Raw genomic sequence first — 26,613 nt, forward strand, 5'->3', positions numbered from 1 at the left:
TCACCCTCTCGGGCTTTCCTCCGGGCGCTTCCCTTCGGTCTTGCTGTCTTGCGTTTCCGACTCTATCAGACCGTTTCACCGGCCGATTTCCTCGGGGTTCTGCTCCGCTTTCCGGCCTTTCGGCTTTCCGGCGGTTCCGACTCTATCAGATCCTTTCGGGCCTGATTCCCGGTCGAACGGGGCCAACTTGGTTTGTCTTCCCGGCTGTTGGGCCGTTCCGACGTCCCAGACTTTAGCGGATCCGCTCGGCAGTTCCTAATTCGGGTGCCGAGCCCATTCGAAAGCGAATTCGGGCGTGCCGAAATCGATCCCGTTCGGGAGGTCGCGCTGGAAGTGTGGGTGCCGCTTGAGCGGCGGAAGGTGCTGTCGCGGAACTGTTACGGCTCCGTGGCAACCCGAAGAACCTTACGGACCGGGGCCGGTCGTGTCAACCCCCGCCTCCATGAACGTCGTACGGACGTTCAGTCGAGGTCGGTGAGGCGGCCGCCGGCGTCCGGCTGGGCATGTTCGACGCGGCGCAGGAGGCGGGTGAGTACCTCGCCGAGCAGGCCGCGCTCGACCGCCGTGAGGTCCTGGAGCAGATCCTCTTCGAAGACGGTGGCCAGGCGCATGGCCGCCAGCCACTTCTCGCGGCCCTGCGGAGTCAGCTCGATGATGACGCGGACCCTGTTGCTCTCGTCGCGGTCGCGGGTGACCAGGCCCTCCTGGACCATCCGGTCGATGCGGTGGGTCATCGCGGCGGGGGTGAGGCCGAGGCGCTTGGCCAGCTCGCCGGGGCCCATCCGATAGGGGGCGCCGGAGAGGACGAGGGCCTTGAGGACCTCCCACTCCGCGTTGCTGATGCCGATCTCGGCGGTCTGGCGCCCGTAGGCCACGTTCATACGGCGGTTCAGCCGGCCGAGCGCCGAGACGATCTGCTCGACCTGCGGATCGAGGTCCTGGAACTCCCGCTGATACGCGGCGATCTGCTCTTCGAGTGTCGGCTCGGCTGTCGGCCCGCCGGGGGTGTCGGCCATGCGCTGAGTATGGCACGGCGGGCGTTGGCATTGAAGTCCTTGGGTGTGTATAGTTTAGGTTCTAAGTTTAGCTTCGAAGTCTTCAGGGTTGAGCCGTGCTCGGCGCCTGGGGCTTCTCTCCATGTCTGTGGGCCCCACGCGGGGCCCGTGTGCTGCGAAAGGGCAGGTGAAAGTGACCAGGGCGATGGGCGCTGCGATGCGCCGGATTCAGATGGGCAGTGCGCTGAGCTCGTTCGGCATCGGCTTCACCGTTCCGTTCCTGTACGTCTATGTGGCGCAGGTGCGAGAACTTGGTGCCGGTGCTGCCGGCATCGTGCTGGCCGCGTTCGCGATGGCCGCCCTCGTCGTCCTGCCCTTCACCGGCCGCGCGATCGACCGCCGTGGACCTCTCCCCGTACTGGTGACGGCCTCGCTGGTCGCGGCGGTCGGCGCGGTGGGCCTCGGCCTCGCGAGCAACGAGCCGGCGGCCATCGGCGCCGCGGCCGTGCTCGGTGCCGGTACGGCGGTGCTCCAGCCCGCGCTCGCCACGATGATCGTGTGGTGCTCGTCGCCGGAGACGCGGACGCGGTCGTTCGCCACGCAGTTCTTCCTGCAGAACCTCGGGCTCGGTATCGGCGGTCTCATCGGCGGCCAGATAGTCGACGAGAACCGTCCCTCCAGCTTCCTGCTGCTGTTCGGCATCGAGGCCGTGATGTTCCTGGTGCTCGCCGGGGTCGTGCTGAGCGTGCGGATGCCGCATGCGCCCTCGCTGGGCGAGGCCGTGCCCAAGGACGGCTCCGGCGGCGGGCTGCGGGCGCTGCTCGGGCACCGGGCGATGGTGCAGCTGTGCGTGCTCGGGTTCGTCCTGTTCTTCGCTTGCTACGGACAGTTCGAGTCCGGGCTGAGCGCGTACGGCGTCGAGGCCGCCGGGATCTCGCCGTCCACGCTGGGCATCGCGCTCGCGGCCAACACGGCGATGATCGTCGTGGCGCAGTTCGCCGTGCTGAAGTTCGTCGAGCGGCGCAAGCGGTCGCGGGTGATAGCCGCGGTGGGGCTCATCTGGGCCGTGGCGTGGGTCTTCGCGGGGTACGCGGGGCTCGGGCACGGGAGCCAGGCGATGGCGACGGCGGCGTTCATCTCTACGTACGCGCTGTTCGGGCTCGGTGAGGCGCTGCTGTCGCCGACGGTTGCTCCGCTGGTGGCGGATTTGGCGCCGGCCGGGATGGTCGGGACGTACAACTCCGCGTTCGCGCTGGTCAAGCAGTTGGCGTTGGCGGTCGGGCCTGCGGTGGGTGGGCCCATGGGGGCGGCGCTGCATGGGCCGTACATCGTGACGTTCCTGCTGTTCTCGCTGGGGATCACGGGGTTGGCTCTGCGGCTGGGGAAGCGGCTCACTGCCGTGCAGGATCAGCCGTCTCTTGCGGGGAGTCGGGTCGTCATGCAGAGCGTGGAGTCCGAGCGGGCGTCTTCTTCCTCGGTCTGAGGGGAGTCCCCCCTCCCCCCCAGGTGACAGCGGTGACAGCCCCGTCGGGCGGGTTCTTCGTCTGACGGTCACGTCATGGCTGGTCGCGCAGTTCCCCGCGCCCCTAGGAGGGGCGACTACGTCGACACCTCCCCCCTGGGGAGCAGGGGCGAAGCCCCGCTCCCTCAGGGGCGCGGGGAACTGCGCAACGTTCAGGTCAGCGGGCCTCGACCGGAGAACTCCCCAGGGGCGCGGGGAACTGCGCGACCAGCACCTACCGGCCCGCAGGTGAAGGACGGCCTCAGGGGGCTGCCCCTGCGCTTCAGCTCCGGTGATCAAGAGGCAGGCGGCAAGAGGAATTCGCACCAGACCGCCTTCCCGCCCCCCGGCGTCCTACGGCAGCCCCAGTTGGAGGCGATCGTGGCGACGATGGCGATACCGCGGCCCGTCTCGTCCCCGGGTTCCGCGCGCCGCCGCCGAGGCAGATGGTCGTCGCCGTCGGTGACCTCGATGATCAGCCGCCGGTCCGTGCGCCGCAGGCGGAGCCGCATCGGCGGCGTCCCGTGCTGCAAGGAGTTCGCCACGAGTTCGCTGGCCGCGAGGACGCCGAGGTCGTGCAGGTCGGGCGGGAACCGCCAACTGGAGAGCACGCCGGAGGCGAAGGCGCGGGCGCGCGGGGCGGCCTCGACCCCGCCGAGGAGTTCGAGGGCGGCGTTGCGGAACCGTTCGCCGTCGCTGCCCTGGCGGGCCGGGTGCTGGAGGACGAGGACGGCGACGTCGTCGTCGTGGTCGGCGGCGACCCCCGAGGCGCGGATCAGCCGGTCGCAGACGACTTGCGGCGTCCCGGTGGCGCCGGCGAGGGCGTGTTCGAGGGCGGCGACGCCCTCGTCGATGTCCTCGTCACGCCGTTCGACCAGGCCGTCGGTGTAGAGGACGGCGGTGGAGCCGGGGCCGAGCGGCACGGAGCCGGACTGATGCAGCCAGCCGCCGGTGCCGAGGGGCGGGCCGGTGGGCTCGTCGGCGCGGTGGATCGTGCCGTTCTCGTCGCGTACGAGGATCGGCAGATGGCCGGCGGACGCGTAGACGAGGCGGCCCTCGTTGGGGTCGTGGACGGCGTAGACGCAGGTGGCGATCTGGTGCGGGTCGATCTCGGTGGCGAGGCCGTCGAGGAGTTGCAGTACCTCGTGCGGGGGCAGGTCCAGACGCGCGTACGCCCGTACGGCGGTGCGGAGCTGGCCCATGACGGCCGCCGCGCGCACCCCGCGGCCCATGACGTCGCCGATGACGAGCGCGGTGCGGCCGCCGCCGAGGGTGATGACGTCGTACCAGTCGCCGCCGACGGCGGCCTCCGTGCCGCCGGGCTGGTAGGTGGCGGCGATGCGCAGGTCGTCGGGCTCCTCCAGTTCCTGCGGGAGCAGGGAGCGCTGGAGGGTGACGGCGGTCTCGCGCTGGCGGCGCTCGCTGGTGCGCAGCCGCTCGGCGGCCTCGGCGTGGTCGGTGACGTCGGCGGCGAAGATCAGTACGCCGGGACCTTGAGCCGTCTCCAGGGGGGTGCAGGTGACGGTGAAGGAGCGGCCGGCGGCGGTGCGGCGGGACTTGACCGTACGGGGCTTGGCGCTGCGCAGGACCTGGTCGAGGAGCGGGAGCAGGCTCAGTTCGTCGAGTTCGGGCAGGGCGTCGCGAGCGGGGGCGTCGGCGGGGCGGTCGCCGAAGGCGGCGATGTAGGCGTCGTTGAGGTAGGCGACGCGGTGGTCGGGGCCGTGCACCAGGGCGACGAGGCCGGGGACGCGGTCGAGGACGTCGCGTACGGGCAGGGCGTCGACGCCGCTGCGGGTGAGGGGGTCGTCGTCGGGCAGGTGCTCGGCGCGGGCCGCGGGCACCGCGCCGTCGCCTCGCTGGGGGACGCCGTGGTCGGCGCGCGCCGCGGCGCGGCGCTGCGTTCCGGGGAGCCGGGCGCTCCAGCGCGTGAAGTTCACTGTGGGGAAAGCCTCGTGGGGTCGAGGGCGGAGGTGGCCGCCCAGGTCGTGGACCAGTCTGGCCGACCGTACTGACAAACGTCAGACGCCGGTCCGTGGGCGGGAGTTCCGTGCTCCGCTCGTCGGGGTGGGGTCGGATGCCGTCGGATGCGTCAACGGAACGGTCAGGGCGACCCTTTCGGGGTGGCGGGCGGCTCGCCGGCCGGGCCGGGGCCGGGTCCGGAAGGGTCCTCAGGGGGGACTCCCCCGGCCGCGAGTTCGAACTCGGCGCGCGGTCGTTCCAGCGAGCCGAGCGAGACGATCTCCCGCTTGAACAGTCCGGAGAGGGTCCATTCGGTCAGGACGCGGGCCTTCCGGTTGACGGTGGGCACCCGGCTGAGGTGGTAGACGCGGTGCATGAACCAGGCAGGGTAGCCCTTCAGCTTGCGTCCGTAGACGTGTGCGACGCCTTTGTGGAGGCCGAGGGAGGCGACGGAGCCGGCGTAGGCGTGCGCGTAGTCGGTCAGGGGCTGCCCGCGCAGGGAGGCCGCGATGTTGTCGGCGAGTGCCTTGGCCTGGCGGACGGCGTGCTGGGCGTTGGGCGCGCACAGGGCGCCGGGTGTGCCGGCGGTGGCGTCGGGGACGGCGGCGGCGTCGCCCGCGCCCCAGGCGTGCGGGGCGCCCTCGACGGCGAGGGTCGCGGCGCAGGCCAGGCGGCCCCGGTCGGTGAGGGGCAGGTCGGTGGCGGCGAGCAGGGGGCTGGGTTTGACGCCGGCGGTCCACACGACCGTACGGGTGGGGAAGCGGGAGCCGTCGGAGAGGACGGCGACGCGGTTCTCGCAGGACTCCAGGCGGGTGTCGAGGCGTACGTCGATGTTGCGGCCGCGCAGTTCGCGGATCGTGTACTGGCCCATCTCAGGGCCGACTTCGGGCAGGATCCGGTCGCTGGCCTCGACGAGGATCCATTTGAGGTCCTCGGGTTTGACGTTGTGGTAGTACTTCGCCGCGTACCGGGCCATGTCCTCCAGCTCGCCGAGGGCCTCGACGCCCGCGTAGCCGCCGCCGACGAAGACGAAGGTGAGGGCGGCGTCGCGGACGGCGGGGTCGCGGGTGGAGGAGGCGATGTCGAGCTGCTCGATGACGTGGTTGCGCAGGCCGACGGCCTCTTCGACGGTCTTGAAGCCGATGCCGTGGTCGGCGAGGCCGGGCACGGGCAGGGTCCGCGAGATGGAGCCGGGCGCGAGGACCAGTTCGTCGTACGGGAGGGCCGCCGGGCCGGTGCCCTCCTCGTCGCTGGCGAGGGTGGTGTAGGCGGCGGTGCGCTTGGCGTGGTCGATGGCGACGACCTCGCCGACGACGACCTGGCAGTGCGCGAGAACGCGGCGCAGGGGGACGACGACGTGGCGCGGGGAGATGGATCCGGCCGCGGCTTCCGGCAGGAACGGCTGGTACGTCATGTACGGGTCGGGGGTGACCACGACGATCTCGACGGCACCGCTTCTGAGCTCGGCTTTGAGCTTCTTCTGGAGGCGCAGGGCGGTGTACATCCCGACGTAGCCGCCGCCGACGACGAGAACGCGCGTGCCCCTTCGGGGTTCGGGGTCCGTGCCCCGCAAGTTTCCAGCCCTCACCCTCCCATGACGCATCGGGCCTCGGATTTTGTCCACAGCCCCGACAATTTGTGTGACGGAACGGAGGGCTCCGCACCGCTGCGGTCGCCGGGCGGTGTACGGGACTTGTGCGCAGGTCAGCGGGGGCGGCGGGGGGCGCGGGGCGGGGCGCATTCAGGGCGGAACCACCGCGTACTCCGTTCGGGGGGCGCTCCGTGCGGAACCTGCCCCTTCTGAATTGACTCCGGCTCAACTATGTTCGTGTGTCGTCGGGGTGTCGGGGGACGCACTGGCCGGGGTCGCGCAACGGAACGGCGCCGGGAAAAGACTGTCTGTTCCTCACGCTCCGGCTGACAATGGCGGGGAGTGTCTCCGGGGGGAGACGTCATTACCGGGGGAACACATATGCACATTCAGGACTCTCAATGGACCTCGGCCTCGTCCGTCACGCCCATGGGCGCGGCGGCCGGGGCCAACGGGCGGGGGGCGGGCGACAGTTCGCGTGCCACGCCGCTGCGCGTGGACGCCCAGCGCAATCTGGAGCATGTGCTGCGCGCGGCCCGCGAGGTCTTCGGCGAGCTGGGGTACGGGGCGCCGATGGAGGATGTCGCGCGTCGCGCCCGCGTCGGTGTGGGCACGGTCTACCGGCGCTTTCCCAGCAAGGACGTACTGGTGCGGCGGATAGCCGAGGAGGAGACGGCCCGGCTGACCGATCAGGCCCGCACCGCGCTCGGGCAGGAGGACGAGCCGTGGTCGGCGCTGTCGCGGTTCCTGCGCACGTCGGTCGCCTCAGGCGCCGGGCGGCTGCTGCCGCCGCAGGTGCTGCGGGTGGGCGTGGCCGACGAGGGTGCCGAGCAGGGTGACGGCGCGCGGGACGAGGCGCGGGTGCCGCAGCAGCGGGCCGCGGTGGACGGGCCCGAGCTGCGTCTCGTGGAGCAGCGCACGGCACCGGCCGAGGAGCACGCGCTCGGTGCGGGCACGGTCGGCGACGACTCGGGGGCCGCGGCCCTGCTGGACGTCGTGGGGCGTCTTGTGGACCGGGCGCGGGAGGCCGGGGAGCTGCGGGCCGACGTGACCGTGTCGGACGTGCTGCTGGTGATCGCCACGGCGGCGCCCTCGCTGCCGGACGCGGCGCAGCAGGCGGCGGCGTCGTCGCGGCTGCTGGACATCCTGCTGGAGGGGTTGCGTTCGCGGCCGTAGGCCGGTCCGGCCCTGGTGAGAAACGTCCCGTTGGGCGAAGCGGGGCGATGTGGCCGCGGACGGCTGTGCGACCGTCCGCGGCCAACTCGCGTCAGCGAGCGGCCCGTTGTGTCTGCCCCGAAGGGGTGAACTCTAGAGCAGATGTGCCGGAAATCCCCACGGATGAGTGGTTGCTGTGCACGGACCGGCGCACAAGAGGGCGCGTATGGCACTCTTTCCCGGTGTTCGGGTCAGAGTGTGCGGTCGGGGGCTTTCCGCGATGAGCGTTGACGGGCGGGACGAGCAGCGGTCCGACAGTGGGGGCGAGAGCGGGGGCGCGAGCGCCGAGGATCTCGCTTCGCAGGTGCCGTCGCAGGGCGGGACGCAGGTGCCGTCGCAGGGCGGGCCGGGCGCGGGCGCCGCTTCCGAACCGTCCGATACTCCCGAATCATCCGGCTCATCCGGCTCATCCGGGGCGTACGAGACTGCCGGGGCGCCCGATGTGCCCGAGGTCTCCGTCCCTGCCCAGCGCGAGAGCCTGCCGGCCGGCCCGTCCGGCGGTGACGTACCGCCCGCCGACGCCGATCTGATCTCCCTGATGCGCGGCGGCGACGACAGCGCGTACGAGGAGCTGTACCGCCGGCATGCCGGTGCCGTGCGCCGCTACGCCCGTACCTGCTGCCGGGACGCGCACACCGCCGACGACCTGACCGCCGAGGTCTTCGCCCGCATGCTCGGCGCCGTGCGCGGCGGCAGCGGGCCCGAGCACGCGGTGCGCGCGTACCTGCTGACCACGGTCCGGCGCGTCGCCGCGGGCTGGACGAAGTCCGCGAAACGGGAGCAACTGGTCGAGGACTTCGCCGTCTTCGCCGCGCAGGCCGCCCGTTCCAACGAGGTCTCCGACGACGACACCCTCGAACTCGGCGCCGACGTACGCGCGATGCACGAGGCCGAGCAGTCGATGGCCATGCAGGCGTTCCGCTCGCTGCCCGAGCGCTGGCAGGCCGTGTTGTGGCACACGGAGATCGAGGACGAGTCGCCGAGCGATGTCGCCACCCTCTTCGGCCTCGACGCCAACGGCACGCGCGTCCTCGCCAAGCGCGCCCGCGAGGGGCTGAAGGAGGCGTACCTCCAGGCGCATGTCTCCGCGACCCTCACCGAGTCCGAGGAGTGCTCCCGCTACGCCGACCGGCTCGGCGCCTACGCGCGCGGCAGCCTGCGCACCCGGGCCGAGCGCGGTCTGCGCAAGCACCTGGAGGAGTGCGCCAAGTGCCGGCTCGCCGCCGGGCAGATCAAGGAAGTCGCCAGCGGTATCCCCGGGGTCGTGCCGATCGCGGTCATCGGCTGGTTCGGTGCCGCCGGGTACGCGAAGGTCGCCGCGCTCATCGGCGGTGGCGCCGCGAGCGCGGCCGGCGCGGGCGCCGGTGCGGCAGCGGCGGCGGGCGGCTCCTCCTCGGGCGGTTCGGCCGGGGGCGCCGCCGCGTCCGAGGGGCTCGGGGCGCCCGCCAAGGCCGGTATCGCGGCGGGTGTCGTGGCGGTGGCGACGGCCGCCGCGCTCGCCCTCGCGCTGACCGGCGGCGAACCCCACGACAAGCCGGAGGCCCGCAAGGAGCAGCCGCCGGTCTCCCAGCCGCTCGAACCGGCGCCGACGCCCACACCGAAGCCGAAGTCGCCCGCGCCCGAGCCCCCGGCGCCCGCCGCCCCGAAGCCCACGCCGAAGCCGAAGCCGCCCGCGAAGGCGGCTCCCGCGCCCCGGCCGACGCCGAAGCCCACCCCGCCGCCGAAGCCGACCACCCCCACGCCACCGCCCCCGAAGCCCACCCCGCGGCCGCCGCGCCCGACGCCGAAGCCGACCCCGCCGCCCGCCCCCGCGGTCTACCAGCTCAACCGGCTGGACTACAGCGCGAACGGCGACGGCACCAAGCCCGAGATCCGGCTGGGCGAGAGCAGCCCGGTGTGGCAGCGCACGGGGCTGAAGGTCGCCGGGCAGGAGTACGCGTACGGCGTCTCCGTGCCCGCCCGCTCCTCCGTCACCATCGATCTGAACCGCGCCTGCACGTCCTACGACGCGTACGCGGGCGTGGACGACATGACCCTCGGGCTCGGCGCCGTCCGCTTCTCCGTGTTCGTCGACGGGGTGCGCGCCTGGCAGTCGAAGGTGCTGCGGGGGCACGACGCGGCGGTGCCGGTCCATGTGGACCTGGCCGGGCACAAGACGATCCGGCTCGTCGTCGAGCCCGACTCGCCGTGGGACAGCGTGGCGTTCGCCGACTGGGCGCAGTCCCGCTTCACCTGCGGCTGACCGGCCCCGGCCCGGCCCGGCCCGCGCGGCTCACGCCGGGTCGAGCGCGGCGAGGATCTCGCCCTGGGTGAGCCGGGCGCCCGCCGCCTCCTCTGCCGCGACCCGCTCCTCCCCCAGCTCGGTGTGCGCGCGCTCCCGTACGGCCTGGTGCTCGTCGCGTTCGGGGAGCGGCCGGAGCAGGCCGCCGCGCAGCCGGTCCGACGCGGCGTAGAGGCGCAGCGCGGCCGCCAGGTCGCCGCGCCGGGCGAGCAGTTCGGCGCCGAAGTCGATCAGGCCGCCGGTCATCGCCTCCGAGCAGCGTTCGATGACGGGGTCGCGCAGCACGTCGGCGAGGACGGTGAGGCCGGCGTCGGGGCCGGACTCGGCTGCCGTCACCCGCGCGTCCACCAGGCCGATGACGGCGACGAACTGCGGCGGGGGCGTGCCGTCGCCGGCCGCCGTGCGGGCCCGCTCGCAGTCGGCACGCGCGCGTGCCGGGTCCCCGTCGGCGAGCGCGAACTGGGCGCGCAGCAGTTGCGCGAACGCCGTGGTGTCCTTCACCCCGAGCCGTTCGGCCTCCTCGCTCGCGACGTCGAGCGTCTTGCGTGCGGTGTCGCGGTCCCCGTCGCGGAAGGCGATCTCGGCGAGGCGCGCCATCAGGAACGGCGTCTCCGCGTACGCCCCGACCTCGTACGCGAGCCGCAGCGCCTCCTCGTACTCGGCCTTCGCCTCGTCGAACCGGCCGCGGCCCAGGGCTGCCTCGCCGGCCGCGCTGCACACCTGGGCGCCCATCCACCGCTCGCCCACCTCGCGGGTGAGGACGCGCAGCTCGGCGAGGTCGTCGTCCACGCCCCGCATGCGGCCCGGGGTGTCCACGGCCATGTGGGTACGGAACATCAGGGTGACGCCCAGCTCCCAGGGGCCGCCGAAGCGGCGGCAGAGGCCGACCGCCGCGTCGAGGGCCGCGCGTACGTCGCCGACGCTCCCGGTGAGGAACAGCGAGAACGGCCAGATGATGCCGGGGAAGCGGGCGCCCCGGCGGCTCGGCGGGGTGAACGCGCCGCGCACCCGGTCCACGTACGCGTGCCGCTCGGGGTCGTCCACGCCGGCTGTGGGGTGGGCCTCGGTGGCCAGGAACAGGGCGAACAGGCGCAGCTCCCTGCGGGGCCAGTGCAGCGGGTCCGCCGGGTCCTCGGGGTCGGTCCACGGCGGCAGGAGGGTCAGGACCGCGTCCAACCACGCGGTGCCCTCCGCGCGGTAGTTGCGCAGCCACCAGAACCAGCCCATGCCGAGCGCGAGGGCGATGCCCGTCGCCTCGTCCCGGTGGGCGGGGGCGGAGGTGACGCGGGCGAGTGCGGCGCGGATGTTGTCGAGTTCGCCCTCCAGGCGTTGGATCCACGGGAGCTGGGCGCGGGTGCGCAGGAGGGGGTCGGCCTCTTCGACGAGGGCGCGGACGTACGCGGTGTGGCGCTGCTCGGCGGCGTGCAGCAGCGCGGGGGTGGCGGCGGCGCGCTCGGTGGCGTACTCGTGGATGGTCTCCAGCATGCGGTAGCGCATGCCGGGCAGGCCGGGTCCTCCCGGGGCCGCGACCAGGAGGGACTTGTCGAGGAGCGCGCCGATCAGGTCGGCGGCCCCGGGCGGGGAGCAGACCGCCTCGGCGGCCTCCAGGTCCCAGCCGCCGGCGAACACCGACAGCTCGCGCAGGGCCGTGCGTTCCCGGTCGTCGAGCAGGTCCCAGGACCAGTCGACGACCGCGCGCAGGGTCTGCTGTCGGGGCAGGACGGTACGGCTTCCGCTGGTGAGCAGGCGGAAGCGGTCGTCCAGACGGTCCGCGATCTGGCGCGGCGTGAGCAGGCGCAGCCGGGCCGCCGCCAGTTCGATGGCGAGCGGCAGCCCGTCCAGGCGGCGGCAGATCTCGGCGACGGCCTGCGCATCCTGGCTGGGGTGGAAACCGGGCCGGACGGCCGCTCCCCGCTCTGCGAACAGGCGGTGGGCGGGGTCCGGGGGCAACGGCTCGACTGGACGGACGGACTCCCCCGGTACTCCGAGGGGTTCACGGCTGGTGGCGAGGATCGTCAGGCGTGGGCAGTGAGTGAGCAGGGTCTCGGCCAGCTCGGCTGCCGCGTCGATGACATGTTCACAGTTGTCAAGGATCAGGAGCAGGCTGCGCTGGGCGCAGTGCTCGACGAGCACGGTGGTCGGGTCGTCGTCCGCCGGTCCTGACAACTCGCTCGTCTTCAGGACTGTCTCGCGCAGGCCCAGCGCGCTGACGACCGCGCCCGGCACGGCCCTCGGGTCGTCCAGCGGCGCCAGCTCGGCCAGCCAGGCGAGGGGAGCCGTGGACGCGGCCTCCTCCGCCAAGCGGGTCTTGCCGGAGCCGCCCGGACCCGTGAGCGTCACCAGGCGTGCTCCTTGCAAGTCCGAACGGATGGCCTCCAGTTCGAGTTCCCGGCCCACGAAGGAATTCAGCCGGGGCCGCAGATTGCCCGTCCGGGCGGGGGGTCGGGTGGGGTGCGGGGGGTTCGCCGGGGCGGGCGGGGGTGGTGGGGTTGTTGGGGTTGTTGTTGGGGTCGCTGAGGTTGCCGGGGACGGTGAGGTCAGTGGGGCCACTGAGGTCGCCGGGGGCGCCGAGGTCGGTGAGGCCCGTGGGGTCCGAGGGGTGGGCCGCGGGGGCGTGTCCTCGGCGGGCTCGGTGAGGAGTTCGTGGTGGAGGCGGGTCAGTTCGGGCCCGGGGTCGGCGCCGAGGCCCTCGGCCAGCGTCCGCCGCGCCCGTTCGAAGGCGGCCAGCGCGTCCGCCCCGCGGCCGGTCGCGCGCAGGGCGCGGATGAGGAGGGCGTGCAGGGGTTCGTCGTAGGGATGCGCGGCGGTCAGTTCGCGCAGTTCGGGTACGAGTTCGGCGGCCCGGCCGAGGCGCAGGTCGGCGGTGGCGCGGGTGCGGGTGGCCTCCAGGCGCAGGGCCTCGGGGCGGGTGCCGGCGGTGCGGTCGGGCAGGTCGGCGAGCGCGGGCCCGCGCCACAGGCCGAGCGCCTCCCGCAGCAGACGGGCGGCGCTCTCCGCGTCCCCCGCGTCCAGCGCGCGCGTGCCGTCGCGGACGAGGCGTTCGAACACGTACAGGTCGATGTCGGCGCGGGACGCGGCGAGGCGGTAGCCGCCCGCCTCTGAGGTGACGGCGTCCTTGCCGAGGGCGCGGCGCAGCCGTCCGACGAGCGCCTGGAGGGCGGCCGGGGCGTCGGCGGGCGGAGCGTCGGCCCAGACGTCGGCGATGAGGGCGTCGACCGGGGCGGTGTGCGGGGTGTGCAGCGCGAGCGAGGCCAGCAGGGCGCGCAGCCGGGCACCGCCCACGGGCAGGGGGCGGCCGGTGTCGTCGTGGGCCTGTGTCACGCCCAGGAGGGAGAACTGCACCCGGGCATTGTCGCCGCTCCGGCGCGGGAGGGCCCGCGCTCATCGGCCTGGCCGTACGCGGGCGGGCGCCCCACCGGGCCCGGGCGGGCTGTCGGGGGCGGGCCGGGGCCGGGTGCGGCGGCGGCGCTCACGAGGCCGGCACGACCCGGGAGGGCCGCCCCAGGGTCTGTCCTTCGGATCAGGCGCTAGCGGCCCGCTCCGAGGGCGCGTTCGGGGACCACCGTGCCGGAGGGGACCGCACGCGCACGCGCGGGTGTGCCGGTCCAGCAGGTGCCCCGGCGGGACAGCAGGCGGCGCAGCCACAGTTCGAGGGCGACGATCTCGGCGAGGCCGTCCAGCGGCAGGGGTTCGCCGTCGGCGGCCGCGCGCAGCGCCTTGCGGACGACCCGCGCTTCGACCAGGCCCGTCTGCGCGAGCAGCGGTGTGTCGAACAGGGCCACCAAGTGGTCGGCGGAGATGCGCATCCCCGCGCGCGCGGCGGCCGCGGAGGAGGCGTACGAGGGTGCTCCCCAGCCCGGGGGCAGTTCGGTGACGCCGGCGCCCTCCAGGACCGTACGCAGGATCTCGGCGCGGGCGCCCGGCTGGACGCGGAGGGTCTCGGGGAGGGCGCGGCAGGCGCGGACGACCTGGTTGTCGAGGAAGGGGGCGTGCAGGCGCTGGAAGCGGATCTCCGCGGCCTGTTCGAGGATGCGCAGGTCGGCGGCGTGCCGGGCGAGGGCGGCGCGGGCGCGGAACTCGCCGGGGCGCTGGCCGGGGCCGGGCCCTGGGCGGGTGCCGCCGTCATGGAGGCGAACCGATACTTCTGCGAGCGCCTCACCCGTCAGCCAGCGCGCGGCGGGCCCGGGCCGGGCCCAGGCGAGCGCGGCGAGGGACGCGCCGAGTGCGCCCCTCGGCTCGTCGAAACGGCGGTGCAGCAGTCGGTCCGCCAGATGTTCGACGCCCGCCTTGTAGGGCGTACGGGCGAGCTTGCGGGCGGCGCCGTACACGCGCGCGGGCACGGTGAACGAGCCGTCGGCCTTGGTGAGCGCGGCCATCGGGCGCAGCAGTCCGCGCCGGCGCCGGTCGAGCAGCAGGTCGGCGAGGCGGGCCGGGTGGGCGTCGAGGACCTGGCGGGCGCCGTAGCCGGTGAAGTGGTCGGCGCTGCCGGAGGCGAGCCGCGCGCGGTGGCGGGCGGCGGTGACGAGGGTGGGGCTGGGTTCGTCGGTGAGCGGCCCGTCCAGGTCGGCGTACGGGAGTGCTTCCTCGCCGGCGGCGACCACCACGTGGTGCAGGCGGGGGTTGGCGGCGATGGCCCCGGCGCGCTCCAGTTCGGCCTCGCGGTGCGGGGCGGCGGACGACAGGTCGTTGAACGTGACCGCGAGCAGCCGCTCACCCGCGCCCGTGCCGTGGCCGAGGACCGTGCCGGGCAGTCCGGGCAGGCCGGCGGCGAGCAGGGCGAGGGTGCCGGAGGCGGGGCCGCCGGAGAGGTCGGCGCCGATGCCGGGGACGGGCATGCCGCGCGCGGCGCGCCGCTCGGCGGGGCCCATGCCGGGCACGGGACCCGGGTCGAGGTCGGTGCCGGGGACGTGGCGGGGGGCGGCGAGGCGGGCCCGTACGGCGTCCACGAGGGCGTCGCGTACGCCGTCCACGGCGTCCTCGGGGTCGGTGGGCGCGGCGGAGACGGCGAGGGAGGCCACGGGCTCGTACCCGGCGATCTCGCGTGCGCCGGCGCGCAGGATGAGCGCGTGCCCCGGCGGGATGCGGCGCACGCCCTGGTAGGGCGTGGAGTTCTGGAGCGCCTCGGGGACCTCGGGCGCGGCGAGCAGGGCGGCGAGATGGCCGACGTCGAGGTCGGCCTCGACGAGGTCGGCGAGGGGGAGCGCGGCGGTGGCGTACGCGGTGCCGCCCCTCCACGGCGTGTAGAACACCGGGCGCGCGCCCGCGAGGTCGCCGATGACGGTGACGCGGCGGCCGGCGCGGACGACCGCCGTGTAGCTGCCGGGCCAGTTCGTGAGGTGGCGCAGGGCGCCGCCGCGCGCGGCGAACAGGCCCACGCGCAACTGCTCGTCGCTCGCGCCGCACACCCCGAGGACGGCGATGCTGGTCTGCTCGTCGGCGGCGACGACGCGCACCTCGTCGGGGCGCCAGTCACCGACCGCCCAGAGCGGATCGGGGTCGCCCCACAGGGGTTGGGAGCCCACCGGCTGGACGGTCTCGCCGTCGGGGCCCGTGGCTCCGGCGGTGCCGGGGGTGACAGGACCCGCGGTGGCACTGCTCCACCCCACCAACCACCGCATCGCCGCCTCCACACCCTGTGGACCATCAAGAGGTCCCCATGCTGCCACGAAGGTGGCGCGGAAGAGGTGCCGAGTGAGGCGACAGGCACGGAGCGCGGCGGGGCGTGTGCGCCCCCCAATGTGCCCCGTTCGCGCCCTGGTTGTACCGGAGTACTCCCTCGGTGAGCGAGCACGACAGGGGCGAGATTCGGCCAAATCGGCGCGGGATGGCCGGAGGTGGACACCCCGCTTCGGCCACAGCGCGCAACGCACGGTCCGGGAGGCGGAGTTCGCCTCCCGGACCGGTCCGCCGCCCGCGGGGATGTAGGCGGCGGTCTCCCCCAGCCCACTGGATCCAGTACAGCGGGCCGACCCACGCAGGTCTCATGGAAGCGCTCCCGGGGTGGAGGGTTAAGAGCGCACGGCCGGGCGCACGGCACCACACCCGGAGCACGCGGTCGCACGGTCACACGGCGTGGCCTGCGCCGTACTTCAGTACGGACAACAATCCCGCCATCTGAAATTACGACCCTTAACGCTTGGGATGCGGCGAACTACGCTGTGTGTACGAATGCCGCGCGGTTATGCCAGGCCGAATCGGTCGACGTGGTGCCGGCGCGGCAGCCGTCTGTGTCGAGGGGTGGCGCATGTCCAGGGAGCAACGCGGGCCGAACGAGAAGCTCGGCGCCGTTCTCGCCCTCGCGGGAATCAGCAACGCAGGACTCGCGCGGCGCGTCAACGACCTAGGAGCGCAACGCGGGTTGACGCTTCGCTACGACAAGACGTCCGTGGCGCGCTGGGTGTCGAAGGGCATGGTGCCGCAGGGCGCCGCCCCGCACCTGATCGCCGCCGCCATCGGGCAGAAGCTCGGGCGGCCCGTGCCGCTGCACGAGATCGGCCTCGCCGACGCGGATCCCGCGCCCGAGGTGGGTCTCGCCTTCCCGCGCGACGTGCGCGCGGCGGTGCGGTCGGCGACCGAGCTGTACCGGCTCGACCTCGCCGGGCGCCGGGCGGGCGGCGGCGGGATCTGGCAGTCGCTCGCCGGCTCCTTCGCGGTGAGCGCGTACGCGACGCCCGCCTCGCGGTGGCTGATCACGCCGGCCGACTCCTCGGTCGCGCGCGAGCCGCACGCGGCGGAGGACGGCGCGCCGCAGAAGGTGGGCCACAGCGACGTGCGCAAGCTGCGCGAGGCCGCCGAGGACGCGCGCCGCTGGGACTCCAAGTACGGCGGCGGCGACTGGCGTTCGTCGATGGTCCCGGAGTGTCTGCGGGTGGAGGCGGCGCCGCTGCTGCTCGGCTCGTACGCGGACGACGTGGGGCGCTCGCTGTTCGGCGCGGCGGCGGAGCTGACGCGCCTCGCGGGCTGGATGGCGTTCGACACCGGGCAGCAGGAGGCCGCGCAGCGGTACTACATCCAGGCGTTACGCCTCGCGCGCGCGGCGGCCGACGTGCCGCTGGGGGGATACGTCCTGGCGTCCATGTCGCTCCAGGCCACCTACCGGGGCTTCGGCGACGAGGGCGTGGATCTCGCGCAGGCCGCTCTGGAGCGCAACCGGGGGCTCGCCACGGCCCGCACGATGAGCTTCTTCCGCCTCGTGGAGGCACGCGCGCACGCGCGCGCCGGTGACGCGCAGGCGGCGGGGGCGGCGCTGCGGGCCGCGGAGGGCTGGCTGGAGCGGGCCAGGGACGGCGACAGCGACCCGTCGTGGCTCGGCTTCTACTCCTACGACCGGTTCGCCGCGGACGCCGCCGAGTGCTACCGCGACCTGAAGGCACCCCGGCAGGTGCGGCGGTTCACGGAGCAGGCGCTGTCGCGGCCCACGGAGGAGTTCGTGCGCTCGCACGGACTGCGGCTGGTCGTGTCGGCGGTCGCGGAGCTGGAGTCGGGCAACCTCGACGCGGCGTGCGAGCAGGGCACGCGCGCGCTGGAGGTCGCCGGGCGGATCTCGTCCGCGCGCACCACGGAGTACGTGAAGGACCTTCTGCACCGCCTGGAGCCGTACGGGGACGAGCCGCGGGTCGTGGAGCTGCGCGAGCGCGCCCGCCCGCTGCTCATGGCCCCGGCGTAACCGGCCGGCGCGGGGCGGCGCGGGGCGGGGCGGGGTGCCGGGCGGTGCCGTGGCGCGGGCCGGGGATGGCCGGGTTCCGGTATTCGGCGGGCGGGCCGGGTGGATTGTCAGTGGCGTCGGGCAAGATGCAGTCGTGGAGGTGAGGCGCGGTGGGGACGGCTGTGTTCGATGGGGACGTGCTGGTGGTCGGCGGCGGGATCGTCGGGCTCTCCACCGCCTATGCCGTCTCGCGCGCCGCGCCGGGCACCCGCGTCGTCGTGCTGGAGAAGGAAGCGGGCCCGGCCCGGCACCAGACCGGGCGCAACAGCGGAGTGATCCATAGCGGGATCTACTACCGCCCGGGCTCGCTCAAGGCGCGGTTCGCGGTGCGCGGCGCCGCCGAGATGGTCAAGTTCTGCGCGGAGTACGGGATCGCGCACGCCGTCACCGGCAAGCTGATCGTCGCCACCGAGCGCGAGGAGCTGCCCCGGCTGCACGCCCTGGTCCAGCGCGGCCGGGAGAACGGGATCCCGGTACGGGAGCTGGGTCCCGCCCAGATCCAGGAGTACGAGCCCGAGGTGCGGGGCCTCGCCGCGATCCACGTCGGCACGACCGGCATCGCCGACTACCGGGCGGTGACCGAGCGGCTGGCGGAGGCGTCCGGCGCGGAGATCCGCTACGGGGCGGACGTGGTGCGGATCGACCGGCGGCCCGAGCGCGGGGTCGCGGTGCGGACCGCCGCCGGGGACATCGTGCGCGGGCGCGTGCTGGTGAACTGCGCGGGGTTGCAGTGCGACCGGATCGCCCGGCTGACCGGGGACGACCCCGGGATGCGGATCGTGCCGTTCCGCGGGGAGTACTTCGAGCTGGCGCGGCCGGAGCTGGTGCGGGGTCTTGTGTATCCGGTGCCGGATCCGGCGTTCCCGTTCCTCGGGGTGCATCTGACGCGCGGGATCGACGGCGGCGTCCACGTCGGGCCCAACGCGGTGCCGGCGCTGGCGCGCGAGGGGTACGACTGGCGGACCGTACGGGGTGGTGAGCTGGCGGGGACGCTGGCGTGGCCCGGGTCGTGGCGGATCGCTCGGCGGCACTGGCGGTACGGTGCGGGGGAGCTTCGGCGGTCCTTCTCCAGGCGGGCGTTCACCGATGCGGTGCGCAGGATGGTGCCGGCCGTGGAGGTCGGGGATCTTGTTCCCGCGCCGGCGGGGGTGCGGGCGCAGGCGGTTCTCCGGGACGGGACGTTGGTCGACGACTTCCTCATCCGGGAGGCGCCGAGGGCCGTCCACGTCCTCAACGCGCCATCGCCGGCGGCGACAGCGTCCCTCCCCATAGGCAGAGAAGTAACCTCCCGAATCCTCCCCCACCTGTAGAACGGGGTGCGCTGCCGCTGCGAGCGGACGCTCAGGTCAGCCCCTCCAGGGGCGCGGGGACGCTGCCGCTGCGAGCGGACGCTCAGGTCAGCCCCTCCAGGGGCGCGGGGACGCTGCCGCTGAGAGCGGACGCTCAGGTCAGCCCCTCCAGGGGCGCGGGGAACTGCGCGCCCAGCCACAACGCACCCGGCACTCTGGGGCGCTGCCCCAAACCCCGCTCCTCAATCGCCGGAGGGGCTTGATTGACCGGCGCTGAGACCAGCCCCGTAAGGGGCGCGGGGAACTGCGCGAGAAGCCCCACCGGGGCCGCACCCGACCCACAACGATCACACCCCCGGCGCTCCCCCCCCCAGCGGCAGCGCCCCCGTAGACTCGGCCCCATTGTGTCTGAGCCGCCAGAGATCACCGCAGAACCGCCCCGCCCCGGCACCACCGCCCCCGCCACGGAAACCGGCACGGGAACCGGCGCCCCGGCTACCGGTGCACGCAAGAACACCCCCCGCTTTCCGGAGGGCCCGAGGCCCGACCCGGCGGGGTCGCATCACGAGCGCCGCATCCGCAGCTTCCAGCCCCGCCGAGGCCGCGTCACCGCCGCCCAGGACGACGCCCTGCGCCGCCTGTGGCCGCAGTGGGGCCTGGACATCGACGGGCAGAGCGTCCTCGACCTCGCCAAGCTCTTCCCGGACGCCGACCGCGTCGTCCTGGAGATCGGCTTCGGCATGGGCGAGGCCACGGCCCAGATGGCGGAGGCCGACCCGACGACCGGCATCCTCGCCGTCGACGTCCACACCCCGGGCCAGGGCAACCTGCTGAACCTGGCGGAGCGCGCCGGCCTGACGAACGTACGCGTGGCGAACGGCGACGCGATCATCCTGCTCCGCTCGATGCTCCCGGACGCGAGCCTGGACGGCCTGCGCGTCTACTTCCCCGACCCCTGGCCGAAGAAGCGGCACGTCAAGCGGCGCCTGATCCAGCCCGAGTTCCTGACCCTCGCGGCGGCCCCGCTGAAGTCCGGCGCCCTCGTGCACTGCGCGACGGACTGGGAGGACTACGCGGAGCAGATGCTGGAGGTGCTCGGCGCGCACCCCGACTACGAGAACACCGTGCCGGACGGCGGCTACGCCCCGCGCCCCGAGTTCCGCCCGCTGACCCGGTTCGAGGGCAAGGGCCTGGACAAGAGCCACGTGGTGCACGACCTGCTGTTCCGGCGCCGCTGACCGACGCCGCTGACCGGCGCGCGAACGGCGCACGGGGCGCGGAAGCCGCCCGCCCCGGGCGCCGTCGCACCGCCCGCCCTCCCTCGTTAGGGTCAAGAGGTGGCTTCGTACCCCACCTTTCCGCCGCGCCCCGACCACGCCCCCGGCACCCCGCCGGGCGGCGCCGTCCCGCATGCGCGCTGGTGGGAGCGGAAGGGCGTACGGGTGCCAGGGCTCGCCACGCTGCTCGCGCTGTCCGGGGTGGTGATCCTGGCGCTGGTGCGGGAGCAGACCGGCACGCAGGGCTTCCTGGTGGGGCTCGGGCTCGCGGTGCTGCCGGTGCCGCTGCTGATAGCCGCGTTCCGCTGGTTGCAGCGGGTGCGGCCGGGCCCGTGGCGGAATCTGGTGTTCTCGTTCGCGTGGGGCGCGTGCGCGGCGGCGCTCATCGCCATCGTCGCCAACAGTTTCGCCACGCGCTGGATGGAGACGGCGATGGCCGACCCGTCGAGCGCGGACACGCTGGGCGCGACGGTGATCGCGCCGGTCGTGGAGGAGTCGGCGAAGGCGGCGGCGGTGCTGCTGGTCTTCCTGTTCCGCAGACGCGACTTCGCCAGGGTCGTGGACGGCATCGTCATCGCGGGCGTGACCGCGACGGGCTTCGCGTTCACGGAGAACATCCTCTACCTGGGCAACGCGTTCGGCACCGACCAGCTCGCCGGCACCGGCCCCGGGCTCAGTTCGGTCACCGCGGCGACCTTCTTCGTACGGATCGTCATGTCACCGTTCGCGCACCCGCTGTTCACGGTCCTGACCGGCATCGGGTTCGGCCTCGCGGCGGTGTTCGCGCCGGGCCGGGCGCGGCTGCGGCGCGTGCTGCCGCCGCTCGCGGGGCTGCTCGCCGCGGTCGGCATGCACGCCTTCTGGAACGGCTCGTCCTCGCTCGGCGACTACGGGTTCTTCGCGGTGTACGCGGCGTTCATGGTCCCGGTGTTCGCGCTGGTGACGTGGCTCGCGGTGTTCCTGCGCCAGCGGGAGCTGCGCACCGTGCGCGAGGAACTGCCGGTGTACGTGGCCGCGGGCTGGCTCGCGCCGCCGGAGCCGTACGCGCTCGGCTCGCTGAAGGCGCGGCGGCTGGCGAAGGAGTTCGCGGAGTTCTACGGCGGACGGCCCGCCGCCCTCGCCGTCGCCGAGTACGAGGCGTACGGGACCGCGCTCGCGGTGCTGCGCAGGCGGGCCCGGCACGACCGGGCCGGCGACGACTTCGCGCGGCGGGAGCGGGAACTGCTGGAGGCGCTGTGGCAGCGGCGCGGATACGCGGCGGCGGCGCTCGCGTACGGGGCGCGGGCGGCGGCCCCGGCGCCCTGGCCGCCGCCCGGCCCGCCCGGGTACGCGGCCCCCTGGCCCCAGGGCGCCGCACACCCCCCGTACCGCTACTGACAGCCGCCTGCGCGAGCGCCGCCGGAGCCATACACCCGTACGCGCTGACGCACGTACGCCCTTACGCGCTGGCGCGGTCGAGGCGGGTGAGGTCGGACTCGGTCAGTTCGAGGTCGGCGACCGCGAGCAGCGCCGGCAACTGCTCGACCGTACGCGCGGAGGCGATCGGCGCGGTCACCGTGGGCTGCGCGGCGAGCCAGGCGAGGGCGACGGTCGGGATCTGCGCGTCGCGCTCCTGGGCGATCTCGCCGAGGGCGGCGAGGACCTTGCGGCCGCGCTCGGTCTCCAGGTGCTTGCCGGCGCCCTCGGCGCGCGCGCTGTCGACGGTCACGCCGGGGCGGTACTTGCCGGTGAGGAAGCCGGCGGCGAGCGCGAAGTACGGCACGGCGCCGAGCCCGGCGCGGGAGGCGACGTCCTGGAGGCGGCCCTCGTAGGTGTCGCGGGAGACGAGGTTGTAGTGCGGCTGGAGGGCGACGTAGCGGGCGAGGCCCTCGCGGTCGGAGAAGTCGAGGGACTCCTGGAGCCGCTCGGGCGAGATGTTGGAGGCGGCGATGTGCCGGACCTTGCCCGCCCGCACCAGCTCGTCGAGCGCGCCGATGATCTCCTCGACGGGCGTCTCGGGCTGGTCGAAGTGCGTGTAGTACAGGTCGATGTGGTCGGTGCGCAGGCGGCGCAGGGAGGCGTCGGCGGCGGCCTTGATGTTGTCGGCGCTCAGGCCCTGGTACTCGGGGTGCTGGCTGACCTTGGTGGCGATGACGACGTCGTCGCGGCGGCCTCGGCGGGCCAGCCAGTTGCCGATGACGGTCTCCGACTCACCGCCCTTGTTGCCTTCGATCCAGGCCGAGTAGACGTCGGCGGTGTCCACGAAGTTGCCGCCGGCGGCGGTGTAGGCGTCGAGGACGTCGAAGGAGGTGGGCTCGTCGGCGGTCCAGCCGAAGACGTTCCCCCCGAGGGCGAGCGGGAAGACCTCCAGGTCGGAGGAGCCGAGCTGACGAAGAACGGAAGAAGTCATGCTCTGCGTCAACACCCGTGCCGTGGGCCGTATTCCGGCGCGGGCGCCCCTGGCGGATCAAGGACGGGCAAAACCGGCGGCCCTGGCGTCGGGGGGTTGCCGCCAGGACCGCCGGGGTCACAGAAGCCGGACGGACCGCGGGGACCGTACGGAATGAAGGGACCGTACGGACTGAAGGGGCCGCAGGGACTGGAGGGGCCGGGGCTCCGGGACCGTCAGAGCGTGAGGCCCTTGCCGCGCAGCCAGGCCGCCGGGTCGATGCCGGTGGCCTGCCCGCCGGGGTGCACCTCCAGGTGGAGGTGGGCGCCGGTCACGTTGCCCGTGGCGCCGACGCGGCCGATGACGTCGCCGGTGCTGACCTTCTGGCCGACGCTGACGTTCATCGAGGACTGGTGGCAGAACCACAGCTCGGTGCCGTCGTCGAGGGTGAGGACCGTGCGGTAGCCGTACGCGCCCGCCCAGCCGGCCTCCGTGATGGTGCCGGAGTGGATGGCCATGATCGGGGTACCGGTGGAGGCGGCGAAGTCCAGGCCCGTGTGGTAGCCGGAGGACCACATGGCGCCGGGCTGCCCGAAGGTGCCGGTGAGCGTGTACGAGGCGACGGGGAGGCGGAAGCTCTTGGCGAGCTTGGCGAGACGCTCGGCCTCGGCCTTGCGGCGGGCCTCCTCCTTGGCCTTCGCCTCGGCCTTCTCCTTCGCGTCGGCGGCCTTCTTGTCGGCCGCCTCCTTCTTCTGGGCGGCCTCTTCGGCGGCCTTCTTCGCGGCGGCCTCCTCGGCGGCGCGCTGGGCGGCGCTGTCGGCGGCGTCCTGCTGCGTCTCGGCCTGCTGCATGATGCGGGCGCGCAGGGCCTCGCCCGCGTCGCCCTGGGCGCCCCCGCTCATCGCGGTGAGCGGGGCGGCTTCGGCGCCTGCCGGGGCTGTGTCGTCGCCGGAGTCGTGGGAGATGAGGGCGCCGACGCCGGGCAGCGACTTGGCCTCGGGCAGCGAGTCCTTGACGGCGCTCAGGTCGGGCATGGATATCCGGACGGCGGGCTTGCCGCCCTGCGCGGTGGCGATGCCGCCCGCGCCGACGGCGGCGATGACGCCGACGCCGAGGACCGTGGAACTACGGGCGAGGCCGCCGCGCTGGCGGGCCACGCGGTGCCGGCCGCGGACGGGGCGGACGCTCTCCTCGGTGGGGTTCCACTCCTCCCAGCTCTCGCGGGGGGCGCCGAGTTCGTCGTCGCTCGGCGGGTAGGAGAACTCGGGGGCAGGCCGGTTGGACGCCACGGGGGCGCGCTCCTTTCCTTCCTTCTCGCCTACCGGGTTAGCTGACGGGTTCGGAGCAGGAAGGTCTCCTACCGGCATCGTGGATGCCCGATTCACCCCAAGTTGGTGGTTCCCCGGCTCCCTTGCGGGATTAAGCGCGTGCGCGCGGAGCCGTCTCTGGTGACGGCTGGGACGACCGCGCTGCGTTATCGAACGTTAATAGACAGCCGACAGTAATTCCAAGCCGTTCCCACTGATCGTTCACGACTCTGGCCAGGACTTATCGGGGCACGCGTGGGCGGATACGGGCGAGTTGACCGTACGTCACCGCGCACCGGCCCTTCACATGGAACTGACGGAGTGTCAATTGTTATGCGGTGAGGCGTCGCCCGGTCACCCCCTGTCACCCTGGCCCGGGCCCACCGAGTCGGGCATCAGGGCCGGCGTACGGCGAGCAGCGCCATGTCGTCGCTCGCGCCGCCCCCGGTGTGCTCGCGGACCTCTTCCACGAGCGTGGCGAGCAGATGGTCGGGGCCGGGGAAGACGCGTCCTGCGAGCCGGGCGGCGGGGTCGTAGAAGACGCCGCGCGCGTCCCGCGCCTCGGACAGCCCGTCGGTGTACAGCAGGAGTGTGGCGGCGGGCGGGAAGTCGGCCTCGGTGGCGTGGTCGGGCCAGGTGCCCAGTTCGCTCATGCCGAGCGGGAGCGCCGCCTCGTCCGGTCCGACGACCCGTACGGTGCCGTCGCCGTGCAGGACGATGGGCTCGGGGTGCCCCCGGTTGAGGACGCGGACCCGGGCCGCGCCCGGCGGGAACTCGGCGAGGACGGCCGTCGTGAACCCCTCGAAGTCGTCGATGCCCCGGCGTCTGACGCCCTCCCGGGCCAGCGCCCGCTCCAGGCGCTGGGCGACCGCCTCCAGGGTGCCCTCCTGCTCGGCCGCCTCCCGGAACGCCCCGATGACGACGGCGACGGCGGCGACCGCGCCCATGCCCTTGCCCCGCACGTCCCCGACGATGATCCGGACCCCGTGCGGCGTGTCCTGTACGGCGTAGAGGTCGCCGCCGATGAACGCGCCCGCCTGGGCCGCCTCGTACCGCGCGGCGATGGCGAGGCCCCCGATCCGCCCCGCCGGCTCCGGCAACACCGCGAGTTGCGCCGCCTCCGCGATCCGGCGGGCGGACGCGAGCTGCTCGCTGCCCCGGCGCACGATCCTGTTGATGAGGCAGGCCAGCACACACACGGTCGCCACGGTCGCCATCTCCGTGTAGACGTCCGTGTCGAACAGCGCGGAGAACCGCAGGTGCACGGCGAAGATCGCGGCGATGGACGTGACGCCCGCGAGGATGGTCGCCCCCAGCGAGAAGAACGGCGCGACGACCAGCGGCGCCGCGCTGAACAGGGGCGAGCCCGCGAATCCGGCGGGGGTCGTGTACTCGTACAGCGCGCCGCCCGCGATCAGCAGGACCGGCAGGAGCCGCAGGAAGGCACGCGTGGTGTGGTCCTCCGACGCGTGTGCGTGCCGTCCTCCTCGCTGCCCCACCGCTCGTCTCCTGCCGCGTCCAGCGCCTGGTTCTTGGCGTCTCACCAAGGGTTCCCGCGCGCGCCCGCACCGGCGACCGCTGTGACCCGTACGGGTGAGCGGGGGCCTGGGCCGGACGAGGGCGACGGGCCTCGGCGAGAGGGCCGGAGACAGAAAAGAGACCGGGCCGGAATCCTCATCGGATTCCGGCCCGGTCCTTCAGTAGCGGGGACAGGATTTGAACCTGCGACCTCTGGGTTATGAGCCCAGCGAGCTACCGAGCTGCTCCACCCCGCGTCGGTGAACCCAACAGTACGCATGTGGGGAGCAGAAAGCCAATCGGTTCCCGCGCGGCCCGCGCGGGGCGGGTCCTACAGGTCGAACTCGTGCGGCGCGAGGCCCAGCATCAGGCACGCCTCGCGCACGACGGCCCGCTCGGTGGCGTCGAAGTCGCCGTCGGCGCCGCCGATGACGATGCCGATCTGGATGACGGCCCGCGCCTCGTTCTCCTTCTTCTTCGCCTTGGCGATCTCCTGGAGGACGGTGACCTTGCCGAAGTCGAAGTCGGCGACGAGCTTGTCGAGGTTGGCCTCGAAGCGCCGCTGGAGGTCGTCGCCGGGGAAGTTCTGGAGCACCTCGTTGCTCGTGATCAGCTGCGCGACGCGGCGCCGCTCGGCCGGGTCGACCGTGCCGTCGGCGGCGGCGACCAGGGCGCACATCGCCATGGAGGCGTCCCGGAACGCCCCGGACTTCAGGTCGTTCTTCTTCGCCACGAGCTGCGTCTGCATCGTGGACGCGGACTCCTTGATGCGGTCCCACAGGGCCATACGTCACTCACTCCTCGCCGTTCGGTTTCTACAGCGATGTAGAAACTACGGGCGGGGCGCGGAAGTTCCGGGGGCCGTCCTCGCACACTCACTCGGGGGGCGGCGCCGGGGCCGCGCCGCCGAGCGAGGCGCACCAGGGGCACTCCCCCTCCCCGTGTTCGTCGCGCGCCGGCGCGCAGAGCCAGAAGTCGTCGGGCACCTCGAAGCGCACTCCGCTGACGTACTCGTCGCGCTCCTCGCGCCCCAGCCACCTGTCGTCCATGTGATCGTCCAAGGTCGCCCGGTGAACAGTCCTGGTCGCGCGCGTCCCCTCACCGCACCGCGCGGGGCCGCGCCCCTCCACGATGGCACCGACCGCCCCCGCCGCCGGGGCAATTCACCGGTCCGTGGCGTGCCCGCGGCACGCCGGTTCGCCGGGTAGACCTGACGAGTGGGGCTCGGCCGTCCTCCGTATCGGTTGCCCGGCCCCGCTCGTTGACACGGCATGATCTCCACTCGACGCGCCCTGACCGCCGCCCTGCTGCTCGCCGCCGGCACCTCGGCCCTCGCCGCGCCCGCCGCGCAGGCCGCCCCGCTCCTCGACGGCAAGCCCATCTCCCCGATGGAGACGATCGACTCGGTCTCCACGCTCGCCGTCCCCGCGGACCAGCGCGCCCAGATGCCCAGCACCACCGCGCAGCTCTCCGGCCTGAACCGGCTGAGCGAGCTGCACCAGGCCACCGACCTGGTCGCCCCCGTCACCAACGCCCTGCCCTCGGTCCAGTAACCACGAACAAACCGCGCCCGCACACGACGATGGCGGTGACCCCCGGCCGGGGGT

18 protein-coding genes, 1 tRNA gene and 1 riboswitch are annotated in these 26,613 nt (G+C 73.8%); of the genes, 8 read left to right on the plus strand and 11 right to left on the minus strand.

All coding sequences use genetic code 11. From position 1 onward, the window contains the following. Nucleotides 1–461: 461 nt before the first annotated feature. Nucleotides 462–1,016, minus strand: coding sequence for a MarR family winged helix-turn-helix transcriptional regulator (locus tag ACZ7LY_RS09000; protein ID WP_471623863.1), 555 nt, complete (start codon nucleotides 1,014–1,016; stop codon nucleotides 462–464). 184 nt (nucleotides 1,017–1,200) lie between these two features. Between ACZ7LY_RS09000 and ACZ7LY_RS09005 the strand changes: the two genes are divergently transcribed. After that, nucleotides 1,201–2,478 carry an MFS transporter gene (locus ACZ7LY_RS09005; RefSeq protein ID WP_471623864.1) on the plus strand — a complete coding sequence of 426 codons (1,278 nt, stop codon included), beginning with the start codon at nucleotides 1,201–1,203 and terminating at the stop codon, nucleotides 2,476–2,478. Between the two features lie 314 nt (nucleotides 2,479–2,792). On the opposite strand, the gene ACZ7LY_RS09010 is transcribed toward ACZ7LY_RS09005, so the two are convergent. Beyond that, complete coding sequence (locus tag ACZ7LY_RS09010; RefSeq protein ID WP_471623865.1) at nucleotides 2,793–4,433, minus strand: ATP-binding SpoIIE family protein phosphatase; 1,641 nt, start codon at nucleotides 4,431–4,433, stop codon at nucleotides 2,793–2,795. Nucleotides 4,434–4,597: 164 nt separating this feature from the next. After that, nucleotides 4,598–5,959: an NAD(P)/FAD-dependent oxidoreductase gene (locus tag ACZ7LY_RS09015; RefSeq protein WP_471624151.1), complete on the minus strand. Its 1,362-nt coding sequence runs from the start codon at nucleotides 5,957–5,959 to the stop codon at nucleotides 4,598–4,600. Between the two features lie 468 nt (nucleotides 5,960–6,427). Between ACZ7LY_RS09015 and ACZ7LY_RS09020 the strand changes: the two genes are divergently transcribed. Both ACZ7LY_RS09020 and ACZ7LY_RS09025 read left to right on the plus strand, forming a co-directional pair. After that, on the plus strand, nucleotides 6,428–7,222 hold the full coding sequence (locus tag ACZ7LY_RS09020; RefSeq protein WP_471623866.1) for a TetR/AcrR family transcriptional regulator: 795 nt from the start codon (nucleotides 6,428–6,430) through the stop codon (nucleotides 7,220–7,222). 259 nt (nucleotides 7,223–7,481) lie between these two features. Next, a complete protein-coding gene (locus tag ACZ7LY_RS09025; RefSeq protein WP_471623867.1) occupies nucleotides 7,482–9,503 on the plus strand; it encodes a sigma-70 family RNA polymerase sigma factor in 2,022 nt (673 codons plus the stop codon). A gap of 30 nt (nucleotides 9,504–9,533) precedes the next feature. On the opposite strand, the gene ACZ7LY_RS09030 is transcribed toward ACZ7LY_RS09025, so the two are convergent. Both ACZ7LY_RS09030 and ACZ7LY_RS09035 read right to left on the minus strand, forming a co-directional pair. Then, complete coding sequence (locus ACZ7LY_RS09030; protein ID WP_471623868.1) at nucleotides 9,534–12,884, minus strand: AfsR/SARP family transcriptional regulator; 3,351 nt, start codon at nucleotides 12,882–12,884, stop codon at nucleotides 9,534–9,536. A 185-nt stretch (nucleotides 12,885–13,069) separates the two neighbouring features. Continuing rightward, nucleotides 13,070–15,160, minus strand: coding sequence for an asparagine synthase-related protein (locus ACZ7LY_RS09035; RefSeq protein WP_471623869.1), 2,091 nt, complete (start codon nucleotides 15,158–15,160; stop codon nucleotides 13,070–13,072). A gap of 626 nt (nucleotides 15,161–15,786) precedes the next feature. Here ACZ7LY_RS09035 and ACZ7LY_RS09040 point away from each other — a divergent pair. From ACZ7LY_RS09040 to ACZ7LY_RS09055, 4 genes are all read left to right on the plus strand, one after another. Further along, nucleotides 15,787–17,208 (plus strand): MFS transporter, encoded by a 1,422-nt coding sequence (locus tag ACZ7LY_RS09040; RefSeq protein WP_471623870.1) that lies wholly within the window; start codon nucleotides 15,787–15,789, stop codon nucleotides 17,206–17,208. A gap of 149 nt (nucleotides 17,209–17,357) precedes the next feature. Next, entirely contained in the window at nucleotides 17,358–18,557 is a 1,200-nt protein-coding gene (lhgO, locus tag ACZ7LY_RS09045; protein WP_471623871.1) for an L-2-hydroxyglutarate oxidase, read from the plus strand. Nucleotides 18,558–18,940: 383 nt separating this feature from the next. Continuing rightward, on the plus strand, nucleotides 18,941–19,774 hold the full coding sequence (gene trmB, locus ACZ7LY_RS09050) for a tRNA (guanosine(46)-N7)-methyltransferase TrmB (protein ID WP_471623872.1): 834 nt from the start codon (nucleotides 18,941–18,943) through the stop codon (nucleotides 19,772–19,774). A 99-nt stretch (nucleotides 19,775–19,873) separates the two neighbouring features. Then, entirely contained in the window at nucleotides 19,874–21,190 is a 1,317-nt protein-coding gene (locus ACZ7LY_RS09055; protein ID WP_471623873.1) for a PrsW family intramembrane metalloprotease, read from the plus strand. A 61-nt stretch (nucleotides 21,191–21,251) separates the two neighbouring features. Here ACZ7LY_RS09055 and ACZ7LY_RS09060 read toward each other — a convergent pair whose 3' ends face one another. From ACZ7LY_RS09060 to ACZ7LY_RS09085, 6 genes are all read right to left on the minus strand, one after another. After that, nucleotides 21,252–22,202, minus strand: coding sequence for an aldo/keto reductase (locus tag ACZ7LY_RS09060; protein ID WP_471623874.1), 951 nt, complete (start codon nucleotides 22,200–22,202; stop codon nucleotides 21,252–21,254). A 215-nt stretch (nucleotides 22,203–22,417) separates the two neighbouring features. Then, nucleotides 22,418–23,470 (minus strand): M23 family metallopeptidase, encoded by a 1,053-nt coding sequence (locus tag ACZ7LY_RS09065; protein WP_471623875.1) that lies wholly within the window; start codon nucleotides 23,468–23,470, stop codon nucleotides 22,418–22,420. A gap of 11 nt (nucleotides 23,471–23,481) precedes the next feature. Then, nucleotides 23,482–23,617, minus strand: a riboswitch (cyclic di-AMP (ydaO/yuaA leader). Between the two features lie 266 nt (nucleotides 23,618–23,883). Next, entirely contained in the window at nucleotides 23,884–24,987 is a 1,104-nt protein-coding gene (locus tag ACZ7LY_RS09070; protein ID WP_471623876.1) for a PP2C family protein-serine/threonine phosphatase, read from the minus strand. Between the two features lie 202 nt (nucleotides 24,988–25,189). Beyond that, nucleotides 25,190–25,263: transfer RNA gene (locus tag ACZ7LY_RS09075), tRNA-Met, on the minus strand. A gap of 74 nt (nucleotides 25,264–25,337) precedes the next feature. Beyond that, a complete protein-coding gene (locus ACZ7LY_RS09080) occupies nucleotides 25,338–25,793 on the minus strand; it encodes a tellurite resistance TerB family protein (protein WP_471623877.1) in 456 nt (151 codons plus the stop codon). Between the two features lie 88 nt (nucleotides 25,794–25,881). Further along, nucleotides 25,882–26,055 carry a hypothetical protein gene (locus ACZ7LY_RS09085; protein WP_471623878.1) on the minus strand — a complete coding sequence of 58 codons (174 nt, stop codon included), beginning with the start codon at nucleotides 26,053–26,055 and terminating at the stop codon, nucleotides 25,882–25,884. 222 nt (nucleotides 26,056–26,277) lie between these two features. Here ACZ7LY_RS09085 and ACZ7LY_RS09090 point away from each other — a divergent pair, with 222 nt between their 5' ends. Continuing rightward, a complete protein-coding gene (locus tag ACZ7LY_RS09090; RefSeq protein WP_471623879.1) occupies nucleotides 26,278–26,559 on the plus strand; it encodes a hypothetical protein in 282 nt (93 codons plus the stop codon). Nucleotides 26,560–26,613 lie beyond the last annotated feature (54 nt).

The organism is Streptomyces sp. NPDC107550, assembly GCF_055639095.1.

Excerpts from the sequence above, each read along its gene's own strand:
- ACZ7LY_RS09060 (WP_471623874.1), bottom strand. The coding sequence starts at position 22,202 with ATGACTTCTTCCGTTCTTCGTCAGCTCGGCTCCTCCGACCTGGAGGTC.
- ACZ7LY_RS09000 (WP_471623863.1), bottom strand. The coding sequence starts at position 1,016 with ATGGCCGACACCCCCGGCGGGCCGACAGCCGAGCCGACACTCGAAGAG.
- ACZ7LY_RS09090 (WP_471623879.1), top strand. The coding sequence starts at position 26,278 with ATGATCTCCACTCGACGCGCCCTGACCGCCGCCCTGCTGCTCGCCGCC.
- ACZ7LY_RS09080 (WP_471623877.1), bottom strand. The coding sequence starts at position 25,793 with ATGGCCCTGTGGGACCGCATCAAGGAGTCCGCGTCCACGATGCAGACG.
- ACZ7LY_RS09025 (WP_471623867.1), top strand. The coding sequence starts at position 7,482 with ATGAGCGTTGACGGGCGGGACGAGCAGCGGTCCGACAGTGGGGGCGAG.
- ACZ7LY_RS09005 (WP_471623864.1), top strand. The coding sequence starts at position 1,201 with ATGGGCGCTGCGATGCGCCGGATTCAGATGGGCAGTGCGCTGAGCTCG.
- ACZ7LY_RS09020 (WP_471623866.1), top strand. The coding sequence starts at position 6,428 with ATGCACATTCAGGACTCTCAATGGACCTCGGCCTCGTCCGTCACGCCC.
- ACZ7LY_RS09015 (WP_471624151.1), bottom strand. The coding sequence starts at position 5,959 with ATGTACACCGCCCTGCGCCTCCAGAAGAAGCTCAAAGCCGAGCTCAGA.
- ACZ7LY_RS09085 (WP_471623878.1), bottom strand. The coding sequence starts at position 26,055 with ATGGACGACAGGTGGCTGGGGCGCGAGGAGCGCGACGAGTACGTCAGC.
- ACZ7LY_RS09040 (WP_471623870.1), top strand. The coding sequence starts at position 15,787 with ATGTCCAGGGAGCAACGCGGGCCGAACGAGAAGCTCGGCGCCGTTCTC.
- ACZ7LY_RS09035 (WP_471623869.1), bottom strand. The coding sequence starts at position 15,160 with ATGCGGTGGTTGGTGGGGTGGAGCAGTGCCACCGCGGGTCCTGTCACC.